The organism is Vreelandella mediterranea, from assembly GCF_970647075.1.
In genome coordinates this window covers 3,201,878-3,221,961 of the sequence record NZ_OZ310198.1, presented here as the reverse complement: position 1 = coordinate 3,221,961, position 20,084 = coordinate 3,201,878, and the positions used below count along the sequence as shown (strand labels likewise).

Below are 20,084 nucleotides of genomic sequence, written 5' to 3'. Positions count from 1 at the left end.
AAGCGGTGCCGACGCGTTTGGCGGCACCGCTTTCAAGCAAGGAAGGAGGGTAGCGCTTACTGTTGCGCGTCGAGCTCGGCCTGCATGTCGTCGAGCATGGTGTACATGTCGTCACAAAGCGCCTGGGAGGGCTGATGATCAGAGCCCGGCTCCATCATCTCGAGCTCGCCCTGGTGGCGTTCGATGACCTCTTCGGCATTACCCGCCGCGGTGATCTCCTCCATGGACGCCGTTACTTCTTCCATGCTGCGGCCCTGGTCCATCTGGTTGGCCGTATAGGCCTCGAACTGATCGTACATGCTTTGGTTGGCAGCCATCAGGGCCTCGGCGGAGCACGCCTGACTTTGCGCAAACGCGCTCTGCGCGGTGAGGGCGGCGGCCAGGCTCAGCAAAATAGCGGTCTTTTTCATTCGATCAGTTCCTTTAAAAATGGGGCGTAGCCGTTAAAGGACAGTCGCGGGCGCGAGTCGTTCCCCGGGTGGGGCCGCCTTGGCTGGAAAAGCGGGCAGCACCGCGTCCAAAAGCGCCCGGCCCTCGTGGGAGGCAAGCGCCAGCGGCGCCGTGACGGGGCTCTCTTCCACCACGCGACCGTGCTTCATGACCAGCACTCGCGAGCAGAAGCGCTCGACCAGGCGAAGGTCGTGGGTCACGAACAAAAACGCCACGCCCTGGTCGCGCCTTAACGCCTTGAAGAGCTCCAGCATCTGAATTTGCAGGTGTAGATCCAGATTCGACACTGCTTCGTCGAGTACGATCAGCGACGGCCGGGGCGCCAGTGCCCGGGCGATACATACCCGTTGAAGCTGGCCGCCGCTGAGTTCAAAGGGGTAGCGCGTGGCCATGCGCGCCTCGAGGCCGGTAGCGTCCAGAAGCGTTGCCACCCGCGCGGCGCGCTGCGCGCGGGTGAGCCCGGTCAGGTGGATGAGAGGCTCGCTTATGATCTCGAAAACGCTAAGGCGCGGGCTCACCGCCCCCTGCGGGTCCTGAAACACCATCTGCACCTGGCGGCGAAACGCCAGCCGCTGGGCATGCGTCATGGCCGAAAGCGGCTGCCTCTGAAAGGTCACGGCGCCGCGCGCAGGCGTCTCTAACCCGGTCAAAAGCCGCGCTAGCGTACTCTTGCCGCAGCCGCTGCGGCCCACCATGCCCACCGTTTCGCCCCGTTCGATGGCCATCGACACCGCCTCGAGCACTGGGGCCGGGCGTTTGCCAAAAAGTGCGCGACGGCCATAGGTGTGGCCCAGATCCTGGGTGGCCAAAAAGCTCATGGTGCTCTCCCGGAATGCGGGTAGAGCGACAGGTGCGCCTCGACCAGTCGCTGGGTAACGGCGTGGCTTGGGTGGCTGAATATCGCCGCCACCGTCGCGCTTTCGATGATTCGCCCCTGGTCCATGACCAGCACGCGATCGGCCAGACGCGCGACCACGCCCATGTCGTGGGTCACGAGCAAAAGACCCAGCCCAAAACGTTCGCGCAGCCTGGCCAGCAGGTCGAGAATCGCGCGCTGGTGAACGCTATCCAGGTCGGTGGTGGGTTCGTCGGCAAAGAGAAACGGCGCCTGGCTTGCCAGCGCCAGCGCGATCATTGCCCGCTGAAGCATCCCGCCGCTCATCTCGAAGGGATAGTGCTTGAGCAGGCGTTGAGGCTCGTCGAGCCCCGCGTCGATCATCGCCTGATGAATACGCGGGGTGCGCTCCTTTTTGCTCACGCCCAGCGCTTTTAAGCTCTCCTCGGCGTGGTCCTTGAGCGTGCGCACCGGGTTAAAGGCGCTGCGCGGGTTCTGCATGATCGACGCCACCACTCGGCCCCGCAAAAGCGAGGCCGCGATCGGCGCGCCGTCTAGGGTTACCTGGCCGGCGCTTTTCTGCACGCCGCCGGGCAGGGCGTCGAGGGCCGCCGCGCAGGTCAGCGATTTACCCGAGCCGCTAGCGCCCACCAGGGCGACGACCTCGCCGCGATTCAGCGTCAGCGAAACGTCGTCCACCAGCCGCTCCTGCTGGGCATCGACGGTCATTTTCGAAAGGCTCAAGGTGCGATGGGGCCGTGGGTCGCTCACAATAGCTGCTCCCGGTGGAGGTGAGGGTCGAGGCGGTCGCGCAGGGCATCGCCAAGCAGATTGAAGGCCATCACGCTGATAAACAGCGCAAGCCCGGGCCAGAGCATCAAAAGCGGCTCGGTCCAGACGAACTGGCGCGCATCCGAGAGCATCACGCCCCACTCCGGCGTCGGGGCGGCCACCCCCAGGCCCAGAAACGAAAGGCTTGATACGTGCAGCATGATGTGGCCGATATCCAGCGATGCCAGTACCGCCAGCTGCGAAAACGTGGCCGGCAGCAGGTGGCGCAGGAACACCTGCGTTCGGCTGGCGCCGGCCATGGTGGCGGCGCTGATGAAATCGCGGTGTTTGAGGGAGAGCACGACGGCGCGGGTGATGCGCGCGTACCAGGCCCAGTGCGAAAGCGCGATGGCGAGCACCACGTTGGTCAGCCCGGTGCCCAGCACAGCGATCATGAAAAGCGACAGCACGAAGGTAGGAAACGTCAGGAAAATGTCGATCAGGCGCATGATCACCTGGTCGGTGCGCCCGCCGATGAAACCGGCACTGCCGCCGACCCCGATCCCCAGCAGCAGCATCAACGAAAGCGTGATGGCCACCACGCCCAGCGAGATCTGCGTGCCCGCCATCAGCCGGGTGAGAATGTCGCGCCCAAGGTGGTCCGTGCCTAGCCAGTGCGCGGCGCCGGGCGGCGTTAGACGCTCGGCCAGCACCACCGCATTGGGGTCGTAGGGCGAAAGCCAGCCGCCGAATAGCGCAGCGCCGGCCAGTACCGCCACCAGCAAAAGCGCGACCCGTGTGCTCGGGCGCGCCTGGCGCCACCCGCCTCGGCGGGGCGGCGTGGCCGTGGCGGTCGTGTTCATTGCACCCCCTCGCGGGAGACGCGAATGCGCGGGTCTGCCCAAGCGTAAACGATATCGACGATCAAATTGCACACCACAAAGATCGCCACCAGAAGCAGTGTAAAGCACTGAATGACCGGGTAGTCGCGGTTGAAGATCGCCGACACCGCGAAGCGGCCAACGCCTGGCCAGCCGAAGATACTTTCGATGATCAACGTGCCGCCGATCAACTCGCCGATATGCATGCCGGAGGCGGTAATGATGGGCAAAAGGGCGTTTCGAAAGACGTGGCGGCGTTCGACATCGCGCTCACCGAGACCGCGCAGGCGGGCGTAGCGCGCGTGGCGCTGGCCGGCGACCTCCAGCATGCTGGCGCGCAGCATTCGCGCGTTGATCGAAAGCGACATGAGCGAGACCGCCACCGCCGGCATGATCAGGTGCGCGATGCTTCCGTAACCCATGGGCGGCAGCCACCCAAGGGTCACCGAAAACAGCAGCACCAGCAGAAAGCCGAGCCAAAAGTTGGGCATGGAAACGCCGAAAAAGGCGATCAATCGCACCGCCGCATCCGGTCCGCGGTGATGGTGGCGCGCCGCCCAGCGCCCCAGCGGTATCGAGACGACGAGTGTCAGAACGAAGGCCGCTCCCGCCAGCTGCAGCGTGGCGGGCAGAAAATGGAGAAGATCCGGCCACACCGGCCGCTGGGTCGCGTAGGAGACGCCAAAATCCAGGCGCAGCGCGCTTGAAAGCCAGTCCAGGTACTGCTTGATCAAAGGCTGGTCGAGCCCCAGCGCCGCTCGGGCGTGTTCCAGGGCCTCGGCGGTCGGCGGCACCTGGGAAAGTCGCAAGTAGTCCAGCGCCGGGTCCGACGGCCCCAGGCGCAGGAGCAAAAAAATCAGGATCGAGGCGGCCAGCAGCAATAGCGGCAGCAACAGCAGGCGTTTGGCAATGAACCCCGCCATTAGTCGGCGTGCTCCGGGGTAAAGCGCTCGAAGGGTATCTCGCCTGGCATGGCGCCGAAGTGGATCGCCCCGATAGTCGGGTCCGCCACCGCGAGCACGTTGCTATAGGTCAGCGGCAGATAAATGGCGGCCTCGTGCAGGCGGGTCAGCAGCGTCTCGAAGAGCGCTTGGCGGTTCTGTTCATCCGTCGAGACCAGAATCTCTTTGATCAACGCATCGATTTCCGCCTTGTCCGGCAAGCCCAGCTGTGCCTGGTAGTCTGCGTGGGCGGGCACGCGCATGGCACTAATGAAGGCGTGCGGGTCGAAGGGCGCCCCCCAGGTGCGGTTGAAGATCATGCCAAAGCGGCCGTCGCGCTGGCGGGCATAGACGCTGCTTTCCTCCTCGCCGATCAGGCGGATCTGAATACCCACCTGACCAAGCTCGGCCTGAATGATCTCCGCCATGGATTTCGCCACGGCATCGTTGCCCACGAAGACCAGATCGATGAGCAGCGGCTCGCCCTCTTTGGTACGAACGCCGCGGTCCATCGTCCAGCCCGCTTCGTCGAGCAGCTCGGCGGCGCGTTCGCGATCAAACTCGTAGGGGGGCAGGTCCACATCGGCGTAGGGCACGCTTGGCGCAAATAGCGAATCCGCAGCGCGCTGGGTGTTGTAGAACACACTCTCCACAATGCCGGCTTTATCCACCGCGTGATTGATCGCCTGGCGTACGGCGCGCTCGCGTGTGGCGCCATGCTGGCTATTGAGCGCCAGCATCAGCGTCTCGGCCGGCTCTGAAAGCGCGGTGGTGTAGCGCCCGCTATCGGCCAGGCGCTGAAAAGTGTCCGGCGAAACCGGCCCTTCGGCGCCGTAGATCAAATCGATGCTGCCGGTTTGCAGCGCGATGGCGCGGGTGTTGGGGTCGGGAATCACGCGGACATCGATCTCGTCGAAGCTCGGCGTCTGGCCCCAGTAGTGTTCGTTTTGCGCAAAGCGGTCAAACTCGCCCAGGCGCGTCTCGTCGAGCACCCAGGGGCCCGTGCCGATCGGCGCCAGGACGCCACCGGCGTTGTCATCGAGCTGCGACGGTGCCACGAAGCGAAAAGGGCGGGGTAGGGTAAGATCTTGCAGGGCCGGGTAGTAGGGCTCGGCCAGGGTCAGCTCGACGGTGTCCTCACTGAGCGCGCGGACATGCTCGATCTGATTGACGAGCTCGAGCCAGGCGTGAGGGGCTGGATGGTCAAGCACCGCCTCGAAATTGGCCACTACCGCCGCCGCGTCGAAGGGCTCGCCATTGGAGAACGTGACGTCGTCGCGCAGATGAAAGGTGTAGGTGCGTTTGTCCCTGGAGACCTCCCAGGAGCGAGCCAACCAGGGCGCCACCGAGCCATCCGATTGATACTTTACCAGCGGCTCGTACACCATGGATTGAGCGAACATCTGATTGGGCGTGTAGCCGTGCGGGTTCAATGGGCCCACGTTGCTCGGCCAAGAGAAACTGAGGCGTGTCTGCGCCTGAGCCTGACCGGTAAGCCCCAAGGTTAAAGAGAGTGCCAACAGGGCACCAAGAGCTGCGCGCACGGCTACCTCGGAAGTCTTGAAGAGTATGATGAATCATCAAAATTATCATACTTGGGCGCCGGGGCGTAGGGCGGCGCTGAACGTCGCAACGCGATCAGGCACAGAATAATGACCAGACACAAAAAAGCCGCTACCTTTCGGTAACGGCTTTTTCGTAGAAGATGGTAGCGGGGACCGCTGATCTTAAAACAAAAGCGAACCGATGACCTTCCAGGGCTTATAAAGCGCTGAGCCCGACGCGCTTTTCTTGCATATCGCCACTTTCCAGACACAAAAAAGCCGCTACCTTTCAGTAACGGCTTTTTTGTAGAAGATGGTAGCGGGGACCGCTGATCTTAAAACAAAAGCGAACCGATGACCTTCCAGGGCTTATAAAGAGCTGAGCCCGACGCGCTTTTCTCGCATATCGCCACTATCCAGGCACAAAAAAGCCGCTACCTTTCGGTAACGGCTTTTTTGTAGAAGATGGTAGCGGGGACCGGATTTGAACCGATGACCTTCGGGTTATGAGCCCGACGAGCTACCAGACTGCTCCACCCCGCATCAACGTGTGGCGTATTCTACGCATATTTGGGCCCGCGTCAATGGTTTATATAAAGTTTTCCTGTTGAAGCCCGTTTGATTCATCGTGCTGCAACATTGGCGTAGTAACGCTATGCTTTTATGACGCCTTGCAAAGCGCGGGCGTCGAGGAAAAGAAGATAACAACACGGTGCGCGATAAGCCGACGCGTTTATGCGCCAATTTGAAGTGGCTTGCGGCGCTACGGGCGTTTACGTTTGGTGCAGGCCATTTGTCATATCAGGGAGGTAGTCAATGGCTAATCAACCCCAGGTTGCTTGGGTGACGGGCGGAACGGGTGGCATCGGTACGGCGATTTGCCGATCGCTGGCCGAGGCGGGATACCAGGTCGTGGCCGGGTACCGAAATCCGGAAAAAGCCAAAACGTGGCTGGAGAGCCAAAAAGCCGACGGTTTCGACAATATCGCGCTTTCCGGTGTCGATCTATCGGACTATCAGGCGTGTATGGACGGCGCCCGGGAGATCACCGAAACCCACGGCCCCATCAGTGTGTTGGTGAACTGCGCCGGCATCACCCGGGACGGTACGTTGAAGAAGATGGACCAGGCGCAGTGGAGCGAGGTCATCGATACCAACCTCAATAGCGTGTTCAATACCTGCCGCAGTGTCATCAACCCCATGCTCGAACAGGCGTATGGGCGCATCATCAATATCTCCTCCATCAACGGGCGCAAGGGCCAGTTCGGCCAGGTCAACTACGCCGCTGCCAAGGCGGGGATGCACGGTCTGACCATGTCGCTGGCTCAGGAGACGGCCACCAAAGGCATTACGGTCAATACCATCTCTCCCGGCTACATTGCCACCGATATGATCATGAACATCCCCGAGAAGGTGCGCGAGGCGATTCGCGAAACCATTCCGGTGAAGCGCTACGGTACGCCGGAAGAGATCGGCCGACTGGTCGTGTTTCTGGCCGACCAACAGTCGGGCTTTATCACCGGCGCCAATATCGATATCAACGGCGGCCAGTTCATGGGCTAGCCGCAGGCGTTGCTTCCGCGTATGACAGCACTAAAAAAGGGGAGGCCAAAAGCCTCCCTTTTTTAGTGTTCGCCCGGCGCGCCAGGTGAGGGCGTGGGCAGTTGAGCCAGACGGCCCAGCAGGCTATCGAGCTCACCGGCTTCGCGTTGCCAAATTTCGTTCGGCATGGGGCCGAGCGCTAAAAGGGCCTCTAGAATGGCCTGGGTTTCTTCGGCCTGACTGCGCTCGCCGCTCAACCCTTCGTTCAAACGCTCGACCTGAATGGCCAGGCGCAGCGGCTCGTCCTGGGGTTTGACGCTACCCACCGCCAGTAGTGAAAGGTGGACGCGAAGCTTCGCCAGCGCCTCGTTGACCGCCTGGTGTGCCTGGTCAGAAAAGGGCTGAGCGTTGCCGCGCGCGGCGTTGCGCCGCTGGTGGGCTTTCAAAAACGCGCCGGAAAGCGGTGCCCCCAAGACGTCAGCGGCGTCCACCGGGGTGGCGGCTGACTGCTCGAGGGCGGCCTGGTCGGCGGCCAGGTGCGCCTTGATCAGCGGCGTAAGCGCCTGCCACTGATCCACGATGGCCGCCACCGCCAGGCGGCTCAGCCGGTCGCGCCGAGCGCGAACGATTCCACTCAAGCGGCGCTGCATCCCTTCGCTTCGCCGGTTGCGCGGCAGCGGCTCCAGCTGTTGGGCGCGTTGAATGAAAGCCTCGAGGGTGGTGGCGTCATCGGCTTTGGCGGGCTGCCAGCTATCCATTTCGTCAATGAGCGTCTGCATGTCGTCGAGCTTCTGCTGCTGGTGGGCCGCTTGCTCGTTTTTATGCGCGTCGCGCTGGGCGAAGAGCTGGTCACAGGCGTGGCGGAAGTGTTTCCAGAGCGCCTGCTCCTCGCCCTTGGGCGCCCGGCCCAGACTTCGCCACTGCTGCTGAAGCGTCTTGGCGCGCTGAATGCGCTCGTTGAGTGGCTGCTCGGCGTCGTGTAGAAGCGCCTGGACCTCCTCGATCAACGCCCGCTTTTGCGCGGCGATCTGCTCGGCGCGTTGGTCGATCAGTGCTTGCAGTCGGTGGCGTACCTTGCCAAAGCGCCGGCCCACCGCTTCCGAGGCCTCGCGCGGGACCGGGGCGTATTCGCGCCATTGGTGGCGTGCCTTGTCGCGAATTTCGCGCAGTACGTCCGGGTCGGCGTTTTCAGAGGGTTGCTCGCAAAGCGTTTCGAGCTGCTCGCAGAGCTCTTCGCGGCGGCGAAGGTTGGCGCTGCGCGTCTGCTCCAGCGTCTCGCGCCAGGGGGCCAGGCGCTCGTGGATACGCTCCGATGCGTGACGAAAGCGCGCCGCAAGCTCGCGGCTGGCCGCCGCGTCGCCCAGCGCCTTCCACTCCTTGACGAGCTGGCGGTGGCGGCGGTCCAGCGCCGGCTCGGCCATGTAAGTATCGTCGGCGAGCGCCTCGATGCTCGTACAGAGCTGTTCGCGCTTGGGCCCGGCCACGAAGCCGCGCCAGTCGCGAAGCTCGGCCAGCTGCGCACCCAGGTGCTTCAAGCGCGCCTTGAGCGGCTTGGCCTTTGGCGTGTCGAGCGCCTCGAGGGTGGGCTTCAGGCGCTGGTGAAGTCGGCTGGCGCTTTTGAACGCACCGCGCTCGAGCATGTGCTCGAAGTTATCGAGCTCGGCATCGAGCGCATCCAAAGAGGGGGTATCCCGCTGGCTTTGCTGCTGGTCGAGCGCAAAAAGCTCGAGGGCGCGCTGTAGAAGCGCTGGTTTGGCCAGCGTCTCGGGCCAGGCAAGCGAGGGCGTAAGCTCGGCAAGCGCCTTCAGGTCGTGGTTGGCCAGCGCCGTTTCGAAGGCGGGCTGATGGCTTTGCCAGCGCTGCCAGGCCTCCATGACGCGCTCGTACTCATCGAGTGCCTGGGCGTAGCGCGCTTGGGCGGTTTCCGGCGCGGCGTGCAGGTCGGAGAGTGACTGCCAGCGCTGACCCAGAAGTTGGCGCTGGGCGCGCAGGCTGTCGATATCCTGAAGCGTTACGGCCTCGGCGTGATCGAGCCCGCGCAAGGTCTGCTCCAGCCCTGCCAGTAGCTGCTCGCGGGTGGTTTCCACTTCGTCGCGGCGAAGTTGGCTCTGCTGGCGGGCCTGCTCCTGGGTTTCTTGGTCGCTCAAGGTCTTGCGTGCGCCCAGGCTCGCGCGATGAAAGCGCTCCTCCTGGTCGGCGCTCGGCGGGTGTTCGAGCTTTCGCCATTCGCGCTCCAGATGGCGAAGGCGCCCGCCGTAAAGCGGCTCCCAGGCGGCGCCCGCCAGCTGCTCGAGCTTGGTTAAAAGCTCCTCGCGGCGGGCCTTCTGCTGCTCGAGCCAGGCGCTGTCGTGGCGAAGCTTGTCCAGCTTTTCCCGCGCCAGGCGCATGACGTGGCGGTCGCGGCGCGCCTGTTTTAAAAGCCGCTTCAGGCTCTCTTCGTCTTCGATACGTTCGGCGGCCCGGTGGCGGACGCTGGCCACGCCGTTGTGGCATGCCTGGTGGATCAAATCGACGTCGTCGGTCAGCGCGGCCAGGGCGGTCAGGCGCAAATCCAGGTTGTCGCCGCGCAGGGTAATATCGTTTAGCAGCGCCTTATCGGTTAGCGTAGCGGTAAGCTGACACCGGGTGTGAAGGCTGGTCTGGCCCTGACGGCCGGTGAGCCGTTCGAGGGCGGCGTTATACCACGGGGCATTCTCGCCCTGATCGGGAAGGCGGCTGACCAGCGTCTCGATATCGTCCAGTGCCTGCAATGCGGCAAGCTGGATATCGGGTTTTGGATCATCGGCAAGCGCTTTCAAGGCCTCGCGCTGTTCTGATTGTTGTGGGTCCAGCTGATGGAGTGCCTTGAGGCGGACCTCGGAGTCAGGGTGCTGCCACCGAGGCGCGAACAGGCGTCTTAACAGTCCGTGCATGAATCATCCTGCAAGAAGGTGCGTCGCGTGAAAAAAATCAGTCGTCGGTGCTTTGGTAGTTGCAGTCACCGGCGCTGTCGCTTAGCTTTGCCATTGGTAATGTGACTTTGCGCCTGGAATCCAGCGGGCCTTCACATCCCCGGCGCGAGATTGCGCTACGATTATCTTACCTGAACATGACATGGAGTTCGGCCATGAGCCTCAATGCCGATAGTGCCGACAACGCCTTTACCTTTAAAGGCGGCATGCTGCCCATGACGGTCATGGAGTTAAGCAGTGCCGACCCCGAGCAGATCAGGCGTCAACTGGCCGGCAAACTCTCACAATCCCCCGCGTTCTTTCAGCATACACCGGTTGTACTGAGCGTGGAAAAGCTCGATGAACCGCACTTGGCCCTGGAGCGCATTTGCGCGGTGTGCCGCGACCACAAACTTTTGCCGGTCGCGGTACGCGGCGGCCCGGAGCCGGTTCGCCAGTCGGCCTGGGCGCTCGGCCTTGGCTGGTTCGCCCCGGTCGAAGAGAGCCGAGCGCGAGCCCTTGAAAGCGTAGAGCCCACCAGCGCCCCGGTCGAACCCGCCGTCGAGGCGGGCAGCGAACCCGTGGCGGTGGCGACCCGGTTATTTCGCGGTACCGTGCGCTCGGGCCAGCAAGTGAGCGCCGCCGAAGGTGATTTGATCGTCATCGGCGCGGTCAACGCCGGCGCCGAGGTGCTGGCCGCGGGCAGTATTCATGTCTACGGCGCACTTCGCGGTCGCGCGCTTGCGGGCATTCACGGGAATACCCACGCCGGCATCTACTGTCGCGAGCTCGAAGCGGAGCTTCTTTCCGTGGCGGGCAACTACAAGCGCCTCGAGGATATCGACCCGAAACTTTTAGGCGCCGCCGCCCAGGTACACTTCTCCGAGGAGCAGCTCGAGATCAAACTGCTGGCGTAAACCTGAACTCGATACGCCGTTTGCCGTAGAGAGCGACGGGCGTAGCGACGTACAGGTTGCTTTTCGTTACAGTAAGGCCGTATTGATACGTCTACTGACTGACATTGATGTTCTCGTTGCGCGCGACGACGATAAAAATATCCCCCCGCGATGTAACGACCTCTAAAAGGAAATGACTCTTGGCCAAAATTATTGTAGTGACCTCAGGTAAAGGGGGGGTCGGTAAAACCACCAGCGCGGCGGCCATTGCCACCGGGCTTGCACTGCGCGGCAAAAAAACCGTCGTCATCGACTTCGACGTGGGCCTGCGTAACCTGGATTTGATCATGGGCTGCGAGCGGCGCGTGGTTTACGACCTGGTGAACGTCATTCAGGGCGAGGCGGCGCTCAACCAGGCGCTGATTCGCGACAAGCGCGTAGAAAACCTGTTTATTTTGCCGGCCTCGCAAACCCGCGATAAGGACGCGCTGACCCAGGAAGGCGTGGACGAAGTGCTCGAGCAGCTTCGTGGGGACTTCGATTTCGTGATCTGCGACTCCCCGGCGGGGATCGAGCGCGGCGCGCAGCTGGCCATGTATTTCGCCGACGAAGCAGTGGTCGTGACCAACCCGGAAGTCTCCTCGGTGCGCGATTCGGACCGTATTCTCGGGCTTTTGGGCTCCAAGACCCGCCGCGCCGAACAGAGCCTGGACCCGGTCAGGGAGCACCTGCTGATCACCCGCTACAATCCCTCGCGCGTAACCTCCGGCGATATGCTCACGCTCGAAGACATTCGCGAGATCCTTGCGATCAATTTGATCGGGCTGATTCCGGAGTCCGAGGCGGTGCTGCGGGCGTCGAACCAGGGCGTGCCGGTCACCCACGACGGCGCAAGCGACGCCGGTCAGGCTTATGCCGATACCGTCTCGCGCCTTTTGGGCGAAGAGATTCCGCTACGCTTTCATGAAGTACAGCGTAAAAGTCTTCTGAACCGCATGTTTGGGGGAGGTCGTCGATGAAACTGCTGGAATTCTTGAAGCGCGAGCGCAAGAAGTCCGCTTCGGTCGCCAAAGAGCGTTTGCAAATCATTGTGGCCCACCAGCGCAGCCAGCGCGGCCAGCCGGACTACATGCCGATGCTCGAGCGCGAACTCCTGGAGGTGGTGCGCCGCTACGTGCACGTCGCGGACGACGCCATTCAGGTATCGTTGGACAGCGAAGACAACTGCTCGGTGCTCGAGCTCAACGTCACCTTGCCCAAGGAGTGAGCGAGGGGGCGGCATGAAGTGAGTCGAGCAGGGTGGCGGGGCCGGGCGCGGGCGCCCGTGCCGGGTTTGAACTTTTTTGTATAACGGCGTTGTTGTAGGCTGGCGGGATACGTTCACGGGAGTATTCGCACATGGCGCCAGCCAACGCCGCCCCTGCCAGTTTTCTTTGGCACGATTATGAAACCTTCGGCGCCGACCCGCGCCGCGACCGCCCCGCGCAGTTCGCTGCGCTGCGCACCGACGCCGACTTCAACGAGATCGGTGAGCCGGTAGAGATCTACTGCCGGCCCAGTGACGACGCCTTGCCGCACCCCGCCGCTTGTCTGATCACCGGCATTACCCCGCAAAAAGCCCAGCGCCACGGCTTGGCGGAAGCCGAGTTCGCCGGCCAGATACAGGCGCTCATGGCAGAGCCTGGTACCTGCGCGGTGGGGTATAACAGCCTGCGTTTCGACGACGAAGTCTCGCGTCATCTTTTTTATCGTAATTTTCTCGACCCTTACGCCCGTGAGTGGCAAAACGGCAACTCCCGCTGGGATTTGATCGACGTGGTGCGTGCGTTTTACGCGCTGCGCCCCCAGGGGATCGAGTGGCCCCAACGTGAAGACGGCGCGCCGAGCTTCAAGCTCGAAGACCTGACCGCGGCCAACGGCATTGCCCACGAAGGCGCCCATGACGCGCTAGCGGACGTGCGCGCGACCATCGCGCTGGCAAGGCTACTAAAAGCCCAAAATCCCAGACTCTTCGACTACCTGATGGGACTTCGCGGCAAGCGCGCCGTGGCGGCCCAGCTCGATGTGGCAAGCGCCAAGCCGGTGCTGCACATCTCCCGGCGCTACCCGGCCAGCCGCGCCTGCAGCGCGCTGGTCATGCCGCTGGTCGAGCACCCCACCAACCCCAATGGCGTGATCGTTTTCGACCTGAGCGCCGACCCAAGTGAGCTCACATCGCTGAGTGTCGAGCAGATCCGCCAGCGGGTCTTCGTCAGCCAGCAAGACCTGGCCGAGGGCGAGTCGCGTATTCCGCTGAAGGTGATTCACATCAACCGCTGCCCGGTGGTATTTCCCGCCACGGCATTGAAGGATGTAGAAGGCCCCAGAAAGGGTGAGTACGGCGACATTCAGGCGCGCCTGGGGATGGACGTCGAGCAGTGCCGCGAACACTGGAAGGCGCTACGCGCGGACCTTTCGGGCGTTGCTCAAAAAGTGGCCGAGGTATTCAACGCAGGCTTCGATGACGCCCCCCAGGACCCGGATCTGATGCTCTACTCGGGCAGCTTCTTCTCCGCGGCGGATCGTCAACAGATGGAGCGGGTTCGGGAAATGGCGCCCTGGGATTTGGTCGGTCAGCGCTTTCCCTTTCAGGACCCGCGGCTGGAGGAGATGCTGTTTCGCTTTCGCGCGCGCAACTACCCCGATACCCTGGAAGGCGAAGAGCGCGAGCAGTGGGAGGCATTTCGCTGGGCGCGATTGAACGACCCGGCGCTTTCCGGCTTTACGCTAAAAGCCTTCGCTCGCGAAATCGAAGGCTACAACCAGCAGCGTTTGACCGACTACCAGCGCCAGGTGCTCGAAGAGGTGGTGATGTTCGTGGAGGCGATGCTGCCCGCTCAGGCGTTCGACGCCTGAGCGGGGAGGTCAAAGCGCCGCTTTAGGGCGCTTCGCGTTCATCGGTGCGCTCGGGGAAGGGCTCAAGGCTTGCCCGGTAGGCGGCGGTGTCGCTGGGCGCATCACCCGGATCGAAGCGCACGTCCAGGGTACGCTCCATGAGCGAAGGCCAGGCGGCGCGAATGTCATCGGCGCTTACCTCGAGTACCTGCTCGGCCATCGTTTCGCGGCGGTCGAAGCGAATCGGCGTGCGCGCGGTGGCCTGCCAGTAGCGTCCGGCCATGCCGGAAAGGCTCGTATCGCGCTGGGCGTAGCGGCTGGCCACTGCCTGACGGTGAGGCGCAAGCGTCTCGTCATCCAGGGTTTCAAGCTCGTCGGTGGCGCTTTCCAAAAAGCCCTCGATGCGCCGGGCTATCTCGTCGCTTTCGACATCCGCCGACTGAACGATAAAGGCAATGCCCGGGGCATCCAGCAGCGGCGAGTAGCTGGCGCTCACTACGTAGCCGAGCTGCTGCTCGGTGCGCAGGGTTTGGTAGAAAGCGGTATTCAGCCACTGGGCAATGACGATGAGCGCAGCCTGCTCGTCGTCGCTTTGGTCGCGCCCTTGAACGTAGCGAAGCACCAGCGACTCGTCCCGGGCGCTGTCCGGGTGGAGCACCGCGCCGCCCTCATCGATGGCCAGCGGCGTTACATCCAGAATATCTTCGCGGGTCAGGCGCGGGCGCAGCGTGTTGCGAATCAGTGCGGCTTCATCGCGCGCCTGCTCGGCGGTGAGATTGCCCACCGCCATGGCGTCGACGTACAGCTCACTTAAAAAACGCTCTCGAAAGTCTTCCAGGTGGTGGCGCTCGAGACGCTGGCTGGCTGCATACAGCGCGCGGCTATCCCACTGCGGTGTTAGAAGCGCTTCGCCCACCAGGCGGCCGGCCTGATTGTAGAGCGGCGCCTGTGGGGCGTTTTGCCACTCGCGCTGGAGCTGGTAGCGCACCCGCTCGAAGGTCTCGTCGGTGATCTCGGCGGTTTTCAACTGCTTGATCGCCTGCTCGATAAACGGCGTTTGGCCGTCGCGCCAGCCCGAAAACGCCAGCGTCATGCCCCGAGCGTGGGGGTAGGCGTCGAAGGATTGGCCCGCAAGCCAGGCAGGATACAGCGAGGTGCTCAAGCTGTCGTTCAGCCAGCCCGAGAGCATACGCGTCAGCACCGCTTCCTCGGCGGAGTAGCTCGCGCTGGGGTGCTGAAGGCTAATGCGCCACTCGACGCTTGGCGTGTTGAAGCGGCTATCCTGCATGTGCCAGGCGGTAAACGACGGCGACTCCATCAGGACGTCCGGCCTCTCGTCCTGACCCTCTTCCAGGCTCAGGTCGCTGGCGATAAAGGGGTTGGGCTTGGCAAGCGCCAGTCCGCCAAGCGCTTCACCGCTCGCTTCGGGGGCGGGAAGCTTACGCCACTGGGTATCGAACCAGGGCGAGACGGAATCGCTTTCGACCTCCGCCGCCGAGTAGATGCGGATCATGTTGGAGGGGGTCAACGCGTCCAGATACGCTTGCTGGGCGTCTCTATCCATGCCGTCCATACGGTAGGGCGCGTATTGAACGTCTTCGACCGGGTAGCGCGAAAGGCTCATGGCCAGGCGGGTGGCTTCGCCTTGCGGGTCGCCGTGCTGCTGAAAGCGAAACGCCTGCTCGGCAAGCGCGGCTTGCTCTTCGAAGCGCCAGCCCTCGATCCCCTCGCGTTTGATCTCGTTCACCGCGGCAAAGAGCGTCGCCTGAACGTCGTCGAGGCGCTCGGCGCCGCTTTGTGTCAGGTTGATGGACACCACGAACAGCGCGTGCTCGCCGTCGCCCCGGCCCACGCCGGCGCTGAGCCCAAAGGCCAGCCCCGCCTCACGTAGCACGGCCAAAAGACTGCCTTCGCTTTCATCGCCCAGCAGGTGAGCGGCCATTTGCGAGGGCTTGGTGCGGTAATCGCTGGTGGGGTCCGGCACCGGGAAGTAGAAGTTGAGTTGGCGGCGGTCCTCGAAGGATTGGCGCTCGATATAGATCGGTAGGTCATCGCTTAGCGCCAGCGGCTCGTTGATGACCGGCGCCTCGAGGCCGTTGTCCGGAATATCGGCAAAGCGCTCCACGACCCACTCTTCCAGCGTATCGAGCGGCTGCGGGGCGACCACGGCCAGGTTCATGACGTTGGCATCGTAGTGGTGGTGGTAAAAATCGATGATCCGGTCGCGCAGGCTCGTTTCGCCTTCCGGGGGGCTTGCCAGGGTCTCGCGGCTTCCTACGGCAAAGCCGGTGGTGGCGTTGTCCGGGTTCAATACCTGGTCGAGCACGTCGTTTTCCCGGCGCGAATCGTCGCGGATGCGTGCCCGGTACTCGGAGTGGACGATATTACGCTCGCTTTCGAGCTGGTCGGCGTTGAAAAGCGGCGAGAGGAAAAACGCGCTGAAGCGGTCGAGCGCCCCGGGCAGTGCATCCGGCGCCACGTCGAAGAAGTAGTTGGTGTCCTGCTGGGCGGTAAACGCGTTGTGCGAGCCCGCGTTGTTGGCAATGTAGCTCTGGTAGGCGTCGGGCTCCGGGTAAGGCTCGGTACCGAGAAACAGCATGTGCTCGAGAAAGTGGGCCAACCCTAACAAATCGTCCGGGTCCTGGGCGCTGCCCACTCGCACGTTCATCGAAGCGGCTGCCTTGTCGGCCTCCGGGTCGCTGACCAGCAGCGCGTGGAGGCCGTTTTCCAGGGTCACGACCCGGTAGTCGCGGGCATCGAAGGGGCTCGTGATCGGAGTGGTGACCTCGGCCACCGGCGCTTCCTCGGCCCATAGGGCAGGGGCATACCCGGTCAGGCTGAGTACCATGCCGGCCGCGGCGTAGCGTAAGGTCAAGGCAGGGGCGGTAGGGTGTGGGCGTAACATTAAAACTCCTCGGGCGCGGTCCATCGCAGCATGGCCCCTTGCGGGTGAGCACAGGCAGCCGACTGGTTGGCTGGGTTATTGACACTCTTTGATACCGGAAAGGCGCCCAACAGTTCCAAAGGTGCCGGGGTCATCAGCGCATGAAGGTGCTCTGACGAGCTTGCCGGGTCCAGCCAGCGATCCAGTGCCGAGGGCTCGATGACCAGTGGCAGCCGGTCGGTCAGCGTGGACAAGCAGACGTTGGCCGGCACGCTGATCAAGGCGGTGGAATCGTTAAACGCGGTCAGCGTGGTGTGGTAGCGACACCAGAGTGCCCCTAGCAGCAGCGGGGCACGGTCGGTCGCGGTGACCAGGTAGGGCTGCTTGCCGCCGGGGCGCTGCTGCCATACGTAAAAGCCGGTCACGGGAATGACGCAGCGTCTCGCGTTGAAGGCTTCTTCGAACATCGCCCGCTTGTCAAGCGACTCGGCCCGGGCGCAGTGCGGGGCATGGTCGAGCACCTTGAGCCAGGGCGGCGTTAGCCCCCAAAAAAGCGGCGTGTGACGAATAACGCCCTGTTCCAGGCGAAGGGCCGATACCGGCTGGCGCGGCGCTAAATTGGGCGAACTAATGAAGGGGTCGCTTTGACTGAGTTCGGGCACCATGCGGGAAAGCGATAGGCGCTGCACGTGTAGGCGTCCCGTCATGCCTGTCTCCTTATAACCCGTGTTAAATATGCTGGGCGCGGGGCGACAAGAATACGCTAAATGTCGTGCATTAGTATCGAAAACAGTGTTCGATGTGAGGTATCCTGTCTTATATTAACCCTTGCTCAAACTCAAGTGCGTTGAGGCATTCGCCTTTTTGCCTGACCTGAAGAGATCGCCATGGCCCGTCCCCGACAGCATGCGCCCGATACCCTCCATGCGCAGGTCATGCACGTTTGCGACGAGTGGCTGGCCTCGCGGCCCGTCCACGGTTTATCGCTGCGTGCGCTGGCCCGGGACGTGGGGTGCGCGCCGAGTACGCTGCTCAAACTTTACGGCAGCTTTAACAATTTATTGCAGCACGTCAACGTGGAAACCCTGGCGCAGCTGCAGCAAACCATCGAGAGCCTGACGGAAGACGAGCCCGAGCCCTGGCTTCGCGAGCTGGCCCACGCTTACTGGCACTTCGCCGAGGCGGGCTGCTACCGCTGGCATTTGCTGTTCGACTACCCCTTGGCCGAAGAGGGCGAGCTCGATCAGCGCCAAAGCGATTTGATCGAGGCGCTATTTACCCAAGTGGAAACCTCGCTAAAGCGCTACCAGCCCGCGCTGGACGACATGGAGGCGCGTCGGCTGGGGCGCACGCTGTGGGGCAGCGTGCATGGTCTGGTGCAGTTGGGGCTGAACGAGCGCCTGGGGTACTGGCAGGGGCAGCAGCTCAAGGTCGATGAACTGTTGGACCAGCTTTTATGCACCGTGCTGGCTGGCCTTCGCGCCCAGGGTGCGCCCGCGTGACGCGGCTCGTCAAACCGGTGCGTTACGTGCTGCGCTACGCCATCTATATCGCCATGCGGCTAAGCTACCGGCTGCGCGTTCGCGGCCGCGAGCACGTGCCCCGCAAGGGCGCGGCGCTGGTAGTGTGCAATCACGTAAGCTTCATGGATGCGCTGGTGTTGGGCGGGGGCAGCCCCCGGCCGCTGCGCTTTGTCATGGACCAGCCGATTTTCGACTCGCCCTGGCTCAAGTGGTGGTTTTTGCTGGTCGGGGCGATTCCGGTCGAGTCCGAGCGGCGAACGCCAGCGGGGCTTCGCCGTACGCTTGAGATGATCAGCGAGGCACTGCGCGACGGCGAGGTGGTGATGATCTTTCCCGAAGGACGTTTGACGCCGGACGGGGAACTCCAGGCCTTCCGGCGCGGTTTGGAGACCATGCTGGCGCGGGACAACGTGCCGGTGATTCCCGCCGGGCTTGCCGGCCTCTGGGGCTCCTGGACGTCGCACTGCGGCGGCAAAGCGTTCAAGAAGTGGCCGTCGCGCTTTCGTGCGCCGGTTCGGCTTACTTTCGGCCCGCCGGTGATGGCCCAGGACGCCGAAGGCGCGGCGCTGCGCCCTTATCTCGAGGCGCGCGTGAAGGCGCTCAAGACCGCCGGTGAGTTGGACATCGCCCAGCGCGGCCAGGCACCGCAGAACAAGATGTAGCCTGGCCTAGCGCCTGGGCGCGCGTAAAAGCGGCCAGCAGCGCGCCGAGGTGATCAGGTTGTCGCGGATTTCCAGAATTTCCATGCGTGTATTGCCGATTTGCAGCGACGCCGGCCCTTCCGGGAACGCCTCGAGATGCTCCAAAATCAACCCGTTGAGGGTCTTGGGGCCGTCGGTAGGGAGCTGCCAGCCCAGCATCTTGTTGATCTCGCGGATGTTAGCGGTACCTTCGATCACGTGGCTGCCGTCATCCTGCTGATGAATCTCTTCGTCTTCCGAGACGTCGGTGGTGAACTCGCCGACGATCTCTTCGAGAATGTCCTCCAGCGTGACCAACCCTTCCACGTCGCCGTACTCGTCCACCACGATGCCGATACGCCGCTTCTGTTTTTGAAAGTTCAAAAGCTGCGTGTGTAGCGGTGTGGATTCGGGAATGAAGTAGGGCTCGCGCGCCTCTTGTACCACCGCCGCCTTGGTGACTTCGTCGCGGGAGAGAAAGCGCGCCGCGTTGCGCAGGTGGAGCATGCCGATGATGTTGTTGATATCGCCTTTGTAAACCGGGAGCCTGGTGTGCTGGCTGGTGCGAATCTGGGCAAGAATATCCTCGAGCGAATCGTCCAGGTCGATACCCAGCACCTCGTGGCGCGGCACCATGATGTCGTTTACCGTCACGTTTTCGAGATCCAGAATCGACAGCAGCATGGCGCGGTGGCGGTAGGGAATCAGCGTACCCGCCTCATGAACCACGGTACGCAACTCGTCCCGGGTCAGGCTGTCACCGCCGCTATCGACGCTTTTGACCCCGACCAGGCGCAGCAGGCCGTTGGAAACGGCGTTGACCAGCCAGACCAGCGGATAGAGAAGCTTCAGCAGTGGCTCCAGCGCCATCGAGGTGGGGTAGGCGATGCGCTCGGGCTTGATCGCCGCGTAGGTCTTGGGCGTCACTTCGGCGAAAATCAGGATGATAATGGTCAAAAGCGCCGTGGAGATGGCCGGGCCCGACACCTCGCCAAAGAAGTGGATGGCGATGATGGTCGCAATCGACGCCGCCAGATTGTTGACGAAATTGTTGCCGATCAGAATGACGCCGATCAAACGATCAGGCCGGGTCAAAAGGCGCATGACCCGCTTGGCTCGGCGGTCACCGCTGTTGGCCTGATGGCTGAGCCGGTAGCGGTTGATCGACATCATGCCCGTTTCAGAACTCGAGAAGAAGGCGGATAGCAGTATCAGTAAGGCTAGAAGGCCGAACAGTAATCCCAGCGGGAAATCGTCGCTCAAGTCGAAAGTTCCTTTATGGCGTATCAAGCTCGTTTTTAGAAGCACGTGGGGTGTCTGTCAAGAACCCCCT

Annotated in this window: 17 protein-coding genes and 1 tRNA gene; 7 read left to right on the top strand and 11 right to left on the bottom strand. The window is 62.9% G+C overall.

What is annotated here, in order from left to right; genetic code table 11:
* Positions 1-56 precede the first annotated feature (56 nt).
* The 7 genes from ACWFVE_RS14865 to ACWFVE_RS14835 form a co-directional block, all read right to left on the bottom strand.
* Positions 57-410 carry a hypothetical protein gene (locus tag ACWFVE_RS14865; RefSeq protein WP_447530042.1) on the bottom strand — a complete coding sequence of 118 codons (354 nt, stop codon included), beginning with the start codon at positions 408-410 and terminating at the stop codon, positions 57-59.
* 33 nt (positions 411-443) lie between these two features.
* Positions 444-1,268, bottom strand: coding sequence for a nickel import ATP-binding protein NikE (gene nikE / locus ACWFVE_RS14860; protein ID WP_447530041.1), 825 nt, complete (start codon positions 1,266-1,268; stop codon positions 444-446).
* Positions 1,265-2,056 (bottom strand): ATP-binding cassette domain-containing protein, encoded by a 792-nt coding sequence (locus tag ACWFVE_RS14855; RefSeq protein WP_447530040.1) that lies wholly within the window; start codon positions 2,054-2,056, stop codon positions 1,265-1,267. Before ACWFVE_RS14855 ends, nikE begins: the two co-directional genes overlap by 4 nt.
* Positions 2,053-2,919 (bottom strand): nickel ABC transporter permease subunit NikC, encoded by an 867-nt coding sequence (gene nikC / locus ACWFVE_RS14850; protein ID WP_447530039.1) that lies wholly within the window; start codon positions 2,917-2,919, stop codon positions 2,053-2,055. Before nikC ends, ACWFVE_RS14855 begins: the two co-directional genes overlap by 4 nt.
* Positions 2,916-3,860, bottom strand: coding sequence for a nickel ABC transporter permease subunit NikB (nikB, locus tag ACWFVE_RS14845; protein WP_447530038.1), 945 nt, complete (start codon positions 3,858-3,860; stop codon positions 2,916-2,918). The genes nikC and nikB overlap by 4 nt, the downstream gene beginning before the upstream one ends.
* Complete coding sequence (gene nikA, locus ACWFVE_RS14840) at positions 3,860-5,398, bottom strand: nickel ABC transporter substrate-binding protein (protein ID WP_447530037.1); 1,539 nt, start codon at positions 5,396-5,398, stop codon at positions 3,860-3,862. The genes nikB and nikA overlap by 1 nt, the downstream gene beginning before the upstream one ends.
* Before the next feature lie 490 nt (positions 5,399-5,888).
* Positions 5,889-5,965, bottom strand: a tRNA-Met gene (locus ACWFVE_RS14835).
* A 273-nt stretch (positions 5,966-6,238) separates the two neighbouring features.
* Between ACWFVE_RS14835 and phbB the strand changes: the two genes are divergently transcribed.
* A complete protein-coding gene (phbB, locus tag ACWFVE_RS14830; RefSeq protein ID WP_447530036.1) occupies positions 6,239-6,985 on the top strand; it encodes an acetoacetyl-CoA reductase in 747 nt (248 codons plus the stop codon).
* Positions 6,986-7,047: 62 nt separating this feature from the next.
* On the opposite strand, the gene ACWFVE_RS14825 is transcribed toward phbB, so the two are convergent.
* Positions 7,048-9,876 carry a DUF349 domain-containing protein gene (locus ACWFVE_RS14825; protein ID WP_447530035.1) on the bottom strand — a complete coding sequence of 943 codons (2,829 nt, stop codon included), beginning with the start codon at positions 9,874-9,876 and terminating at the stop codon, positions 7,048-7,050.
* 194 nt (positions 9,877-10,070) lie between these two features.
* Here ACWFVE_RS14825 and minC point away from each other — a divergent pair, with 194 nt between their 5' ends.
* From minC to sbcB, 4 genes are all read left to right on the top strand, one after another.
* Complete coding sequence (gene minC / locus ACWFVE_RS14820; RefSeq protein ID WP_447530034.1) at positions 10,071-10,811, top strand: septum site-determining protein MinC; 741 nt, start codon at positions 10,071-10,073, stop codon at positions 10,809-10,811.
* A gap of 179 nt (positions 10,812-10,990) precedes the next feature.
* A complete protein-coding gene (gene minD, locus ACWFVE_RS14815) occupies positions 10,991-11,809 on the top strand; it encodes a septum site-determining protein MinD (protein WP_447530033.1) in 819 nt (272 codons plus the stop codon).
* Positions 11,806-12,057, top strand: coding sequence for a cell division topological specificity factor MinE (gene minE, locus ACWFVE_RS14810; RefSeq protein WP_447530032.1), 252 nt, complete (start codon positions 11,806-11,808; stop codon positions 12,055-12,057). The genes minD and minE overlap by 4 nt, the downstream gene beginning before the upstream one ends.
* Positions 12,058-12,188: 131 nt before the next feature.
* Positions 12,189-13,685: an exodeoxyribonuclease I gene (gene sbcB, locus ACWFVE_RS14805; RefSeq protein WP_447530031.1), complete on the top strand. Its 1,497-nt coding sequence runs from the start codon at positions 12,189-12,191 to the stop codon at positions 13,683-13,685.
* Positions 13,686-13,707: 22 nt separating this feature from the next.
* Here the strand turns inward: sbcB and ACWFVE_RS14800 are convergent, their stop codons facing one another.
* Together ACWFVE_RS14800 and ACWFVE_RS14795 are read right to left on the bottom strand one after the other, a co-directional pair.
* The gene (locus ACWFVE_RS14800; RefSeq protein ID WP_447530030.1) at positions 13,708-16,569 is read right to left on the bottom strand and encodes an insulinase family protein; all 2,862 of its coding nucleotides are present in this window, start codon (positions 16,567-16,569) and stop codon (positions 13,708-13,710) included.
* A complete protein-coding gene (locus ACWFVE_RS14795; protein WP_447530029.1) occupies positions 16,569-17,255 on the bottom strand; it encodes an SOS response-associated peptidase in 687 nt (228 codons plus the stop codon). Before ACWFVE_RS14795 ends, ACWFVE_RS14800 begins: the two co-directional genes overlap by 1 nt.
* 180 nt (positions 17,256-17,435) lie before the next feature.
* On the opposite strand from ACWFVE_RS14795, the gene ACWFVE_RS14790 reads away from it, so the two are divergent.
* Both ACWFVE_RS14790 and ACWFVE_RS14785 read left to right on the top strand, forming a co-directional pair.
* Positions 17,436-18,050 carry a TetR/AcrR family transcriptional regulator gene (locus tag ACWFVE_RS14790; RefSeq protein ID WP_447530028.1) on the top strand — a complete coding sequence of 205 codons (615 nt, stop codon included), beginning with the start codon at positions 17,436-17,438 and terminating at the stop codon, positions 18,048-18,050.
* Positions 18,047-18,733: a 1-acyl-sn-glycerol-3-phosphate acyltransferase gene (locus tag ACWFVE_RS14785; protein ID WP_447530027.1), complete on the top strand. Its 687-nt coding sequence runs from the start codon at positions 18,047-18,049 to the stop codon at positions 18,731-18,733. The genes ACWFVE_RS14790 and ACWFVE_RS14785 overlap by 4 nt, the downstream gene beginning before the upstream one ends.
* Positions 18,734-18,739: 6 nt before the next feature.
* Here ACWFVE_RS14785 and ACWFVE_RS14780 read toward each other — a convergent pair whose 3' ends face one another.
* Positions 18,740-20,014, bottom strand: a complete 1,275-nt coding sequence (locus tag ACWFVE_RS14780) for an HlyC/CorC family transporter (RefSeq protein ID WP_447530026.1) — start codon at positions 20,012-20,014, stop codon at positions 18,740-18,742.
* Positions 20,015-20,084: the final 70 nt, after the last annotated feature.

What these genes read in the sequence shown, in the direction of transcription:
- nikC (WP_447530039.1), bottom strand. Translation starts at nt 2,919, where the DNA reads ATGAACACGACCGCCACGGCCACGCCGCCCCGCCGAGGCGGGTGGCGC.
- sbcB (WP_447530031.1), top strand. Translation starts at nt 12,189, where the DNA reads ATGGCGCCAGCCAACGCCGCCCCTGCCAGTTTTCTTTGGCACGATTAT.
- phbB (WP_447530036.1), top strand. Translation starts at nt 6,239, where the DNA reads ATGGCTAATCAACCCCAGGTTGCTTGGGTGACGGGCGGAACGGGTGGC.
- nikB (WP_447530038.1), bottom strand. Translation starts at nt 3,860, where the DNA reads ATGGCGGGGTTCATTGCCAAACGCCTGCTGTTGCTGCCGCTATTGCTG.
- ACWFVE_RS14865 (WP_447530042.1), bottom strand. Translation starts at nt 410, where the DNA reads ATGAAAAAGACCGCTATTTTGCTGAGCCTGGCCGCCGCCCTCACCGCG.
- ACWFVE_RS14790 (WP_447530028.1), top strand. Translation starts at nt 17,436, where the DNA reads ATGGCCCGTCCCCGACAGCATGCGCCCGATACCCTCCATGCGCAGGTC.
- minE (WP_447530032.1), top strand. Translation starts at nt 11,806, where the DNA reads ATGAAACTGCTGGAATTCTTGAAGCGCGAGCGCAAGAAGTCCGCTTCG.
- ACWFVE_RS14825 (WP_447530035.1), bottom strand. Translation starts at nt 9,876, where the DNA reads ATGCACGGACTGTTAAGACGCCTGTTCGCGCCTCGGTGGCAGCACCCT.
- ACWFVE_RS14800 (WP_447530030.1), bottom strand. Translation starts at nt 16,569, where the DNA reads ATGTTACGCCCACACCCTACCGCCCCTGCCTTGACCTTACGCTACGCC.
- nikE (WP_447530041.1), bottom strand. Translation starts at nt 1,268, where the DNA reads ATGAGCTTTTTGGCCACCCAGGATCTGGGCCACACCTATGGCCGTCGC.
- minC (WP_447530034.1), top strand. Translation starts at nt 10,071, where the DNA reads ATGAGCCTCAATGCCGATAGTGCCGACAACGCCTTTACCTTTAAAGGC.
- ACWFVE_RS14795 (WP_447530029.1), bottom strand. Translation starts at nt 17,255, where the DNA reads ATGACGGGACGCCTACACGTGCAGCGCCTATCGCTTTCCCGCATGGTG.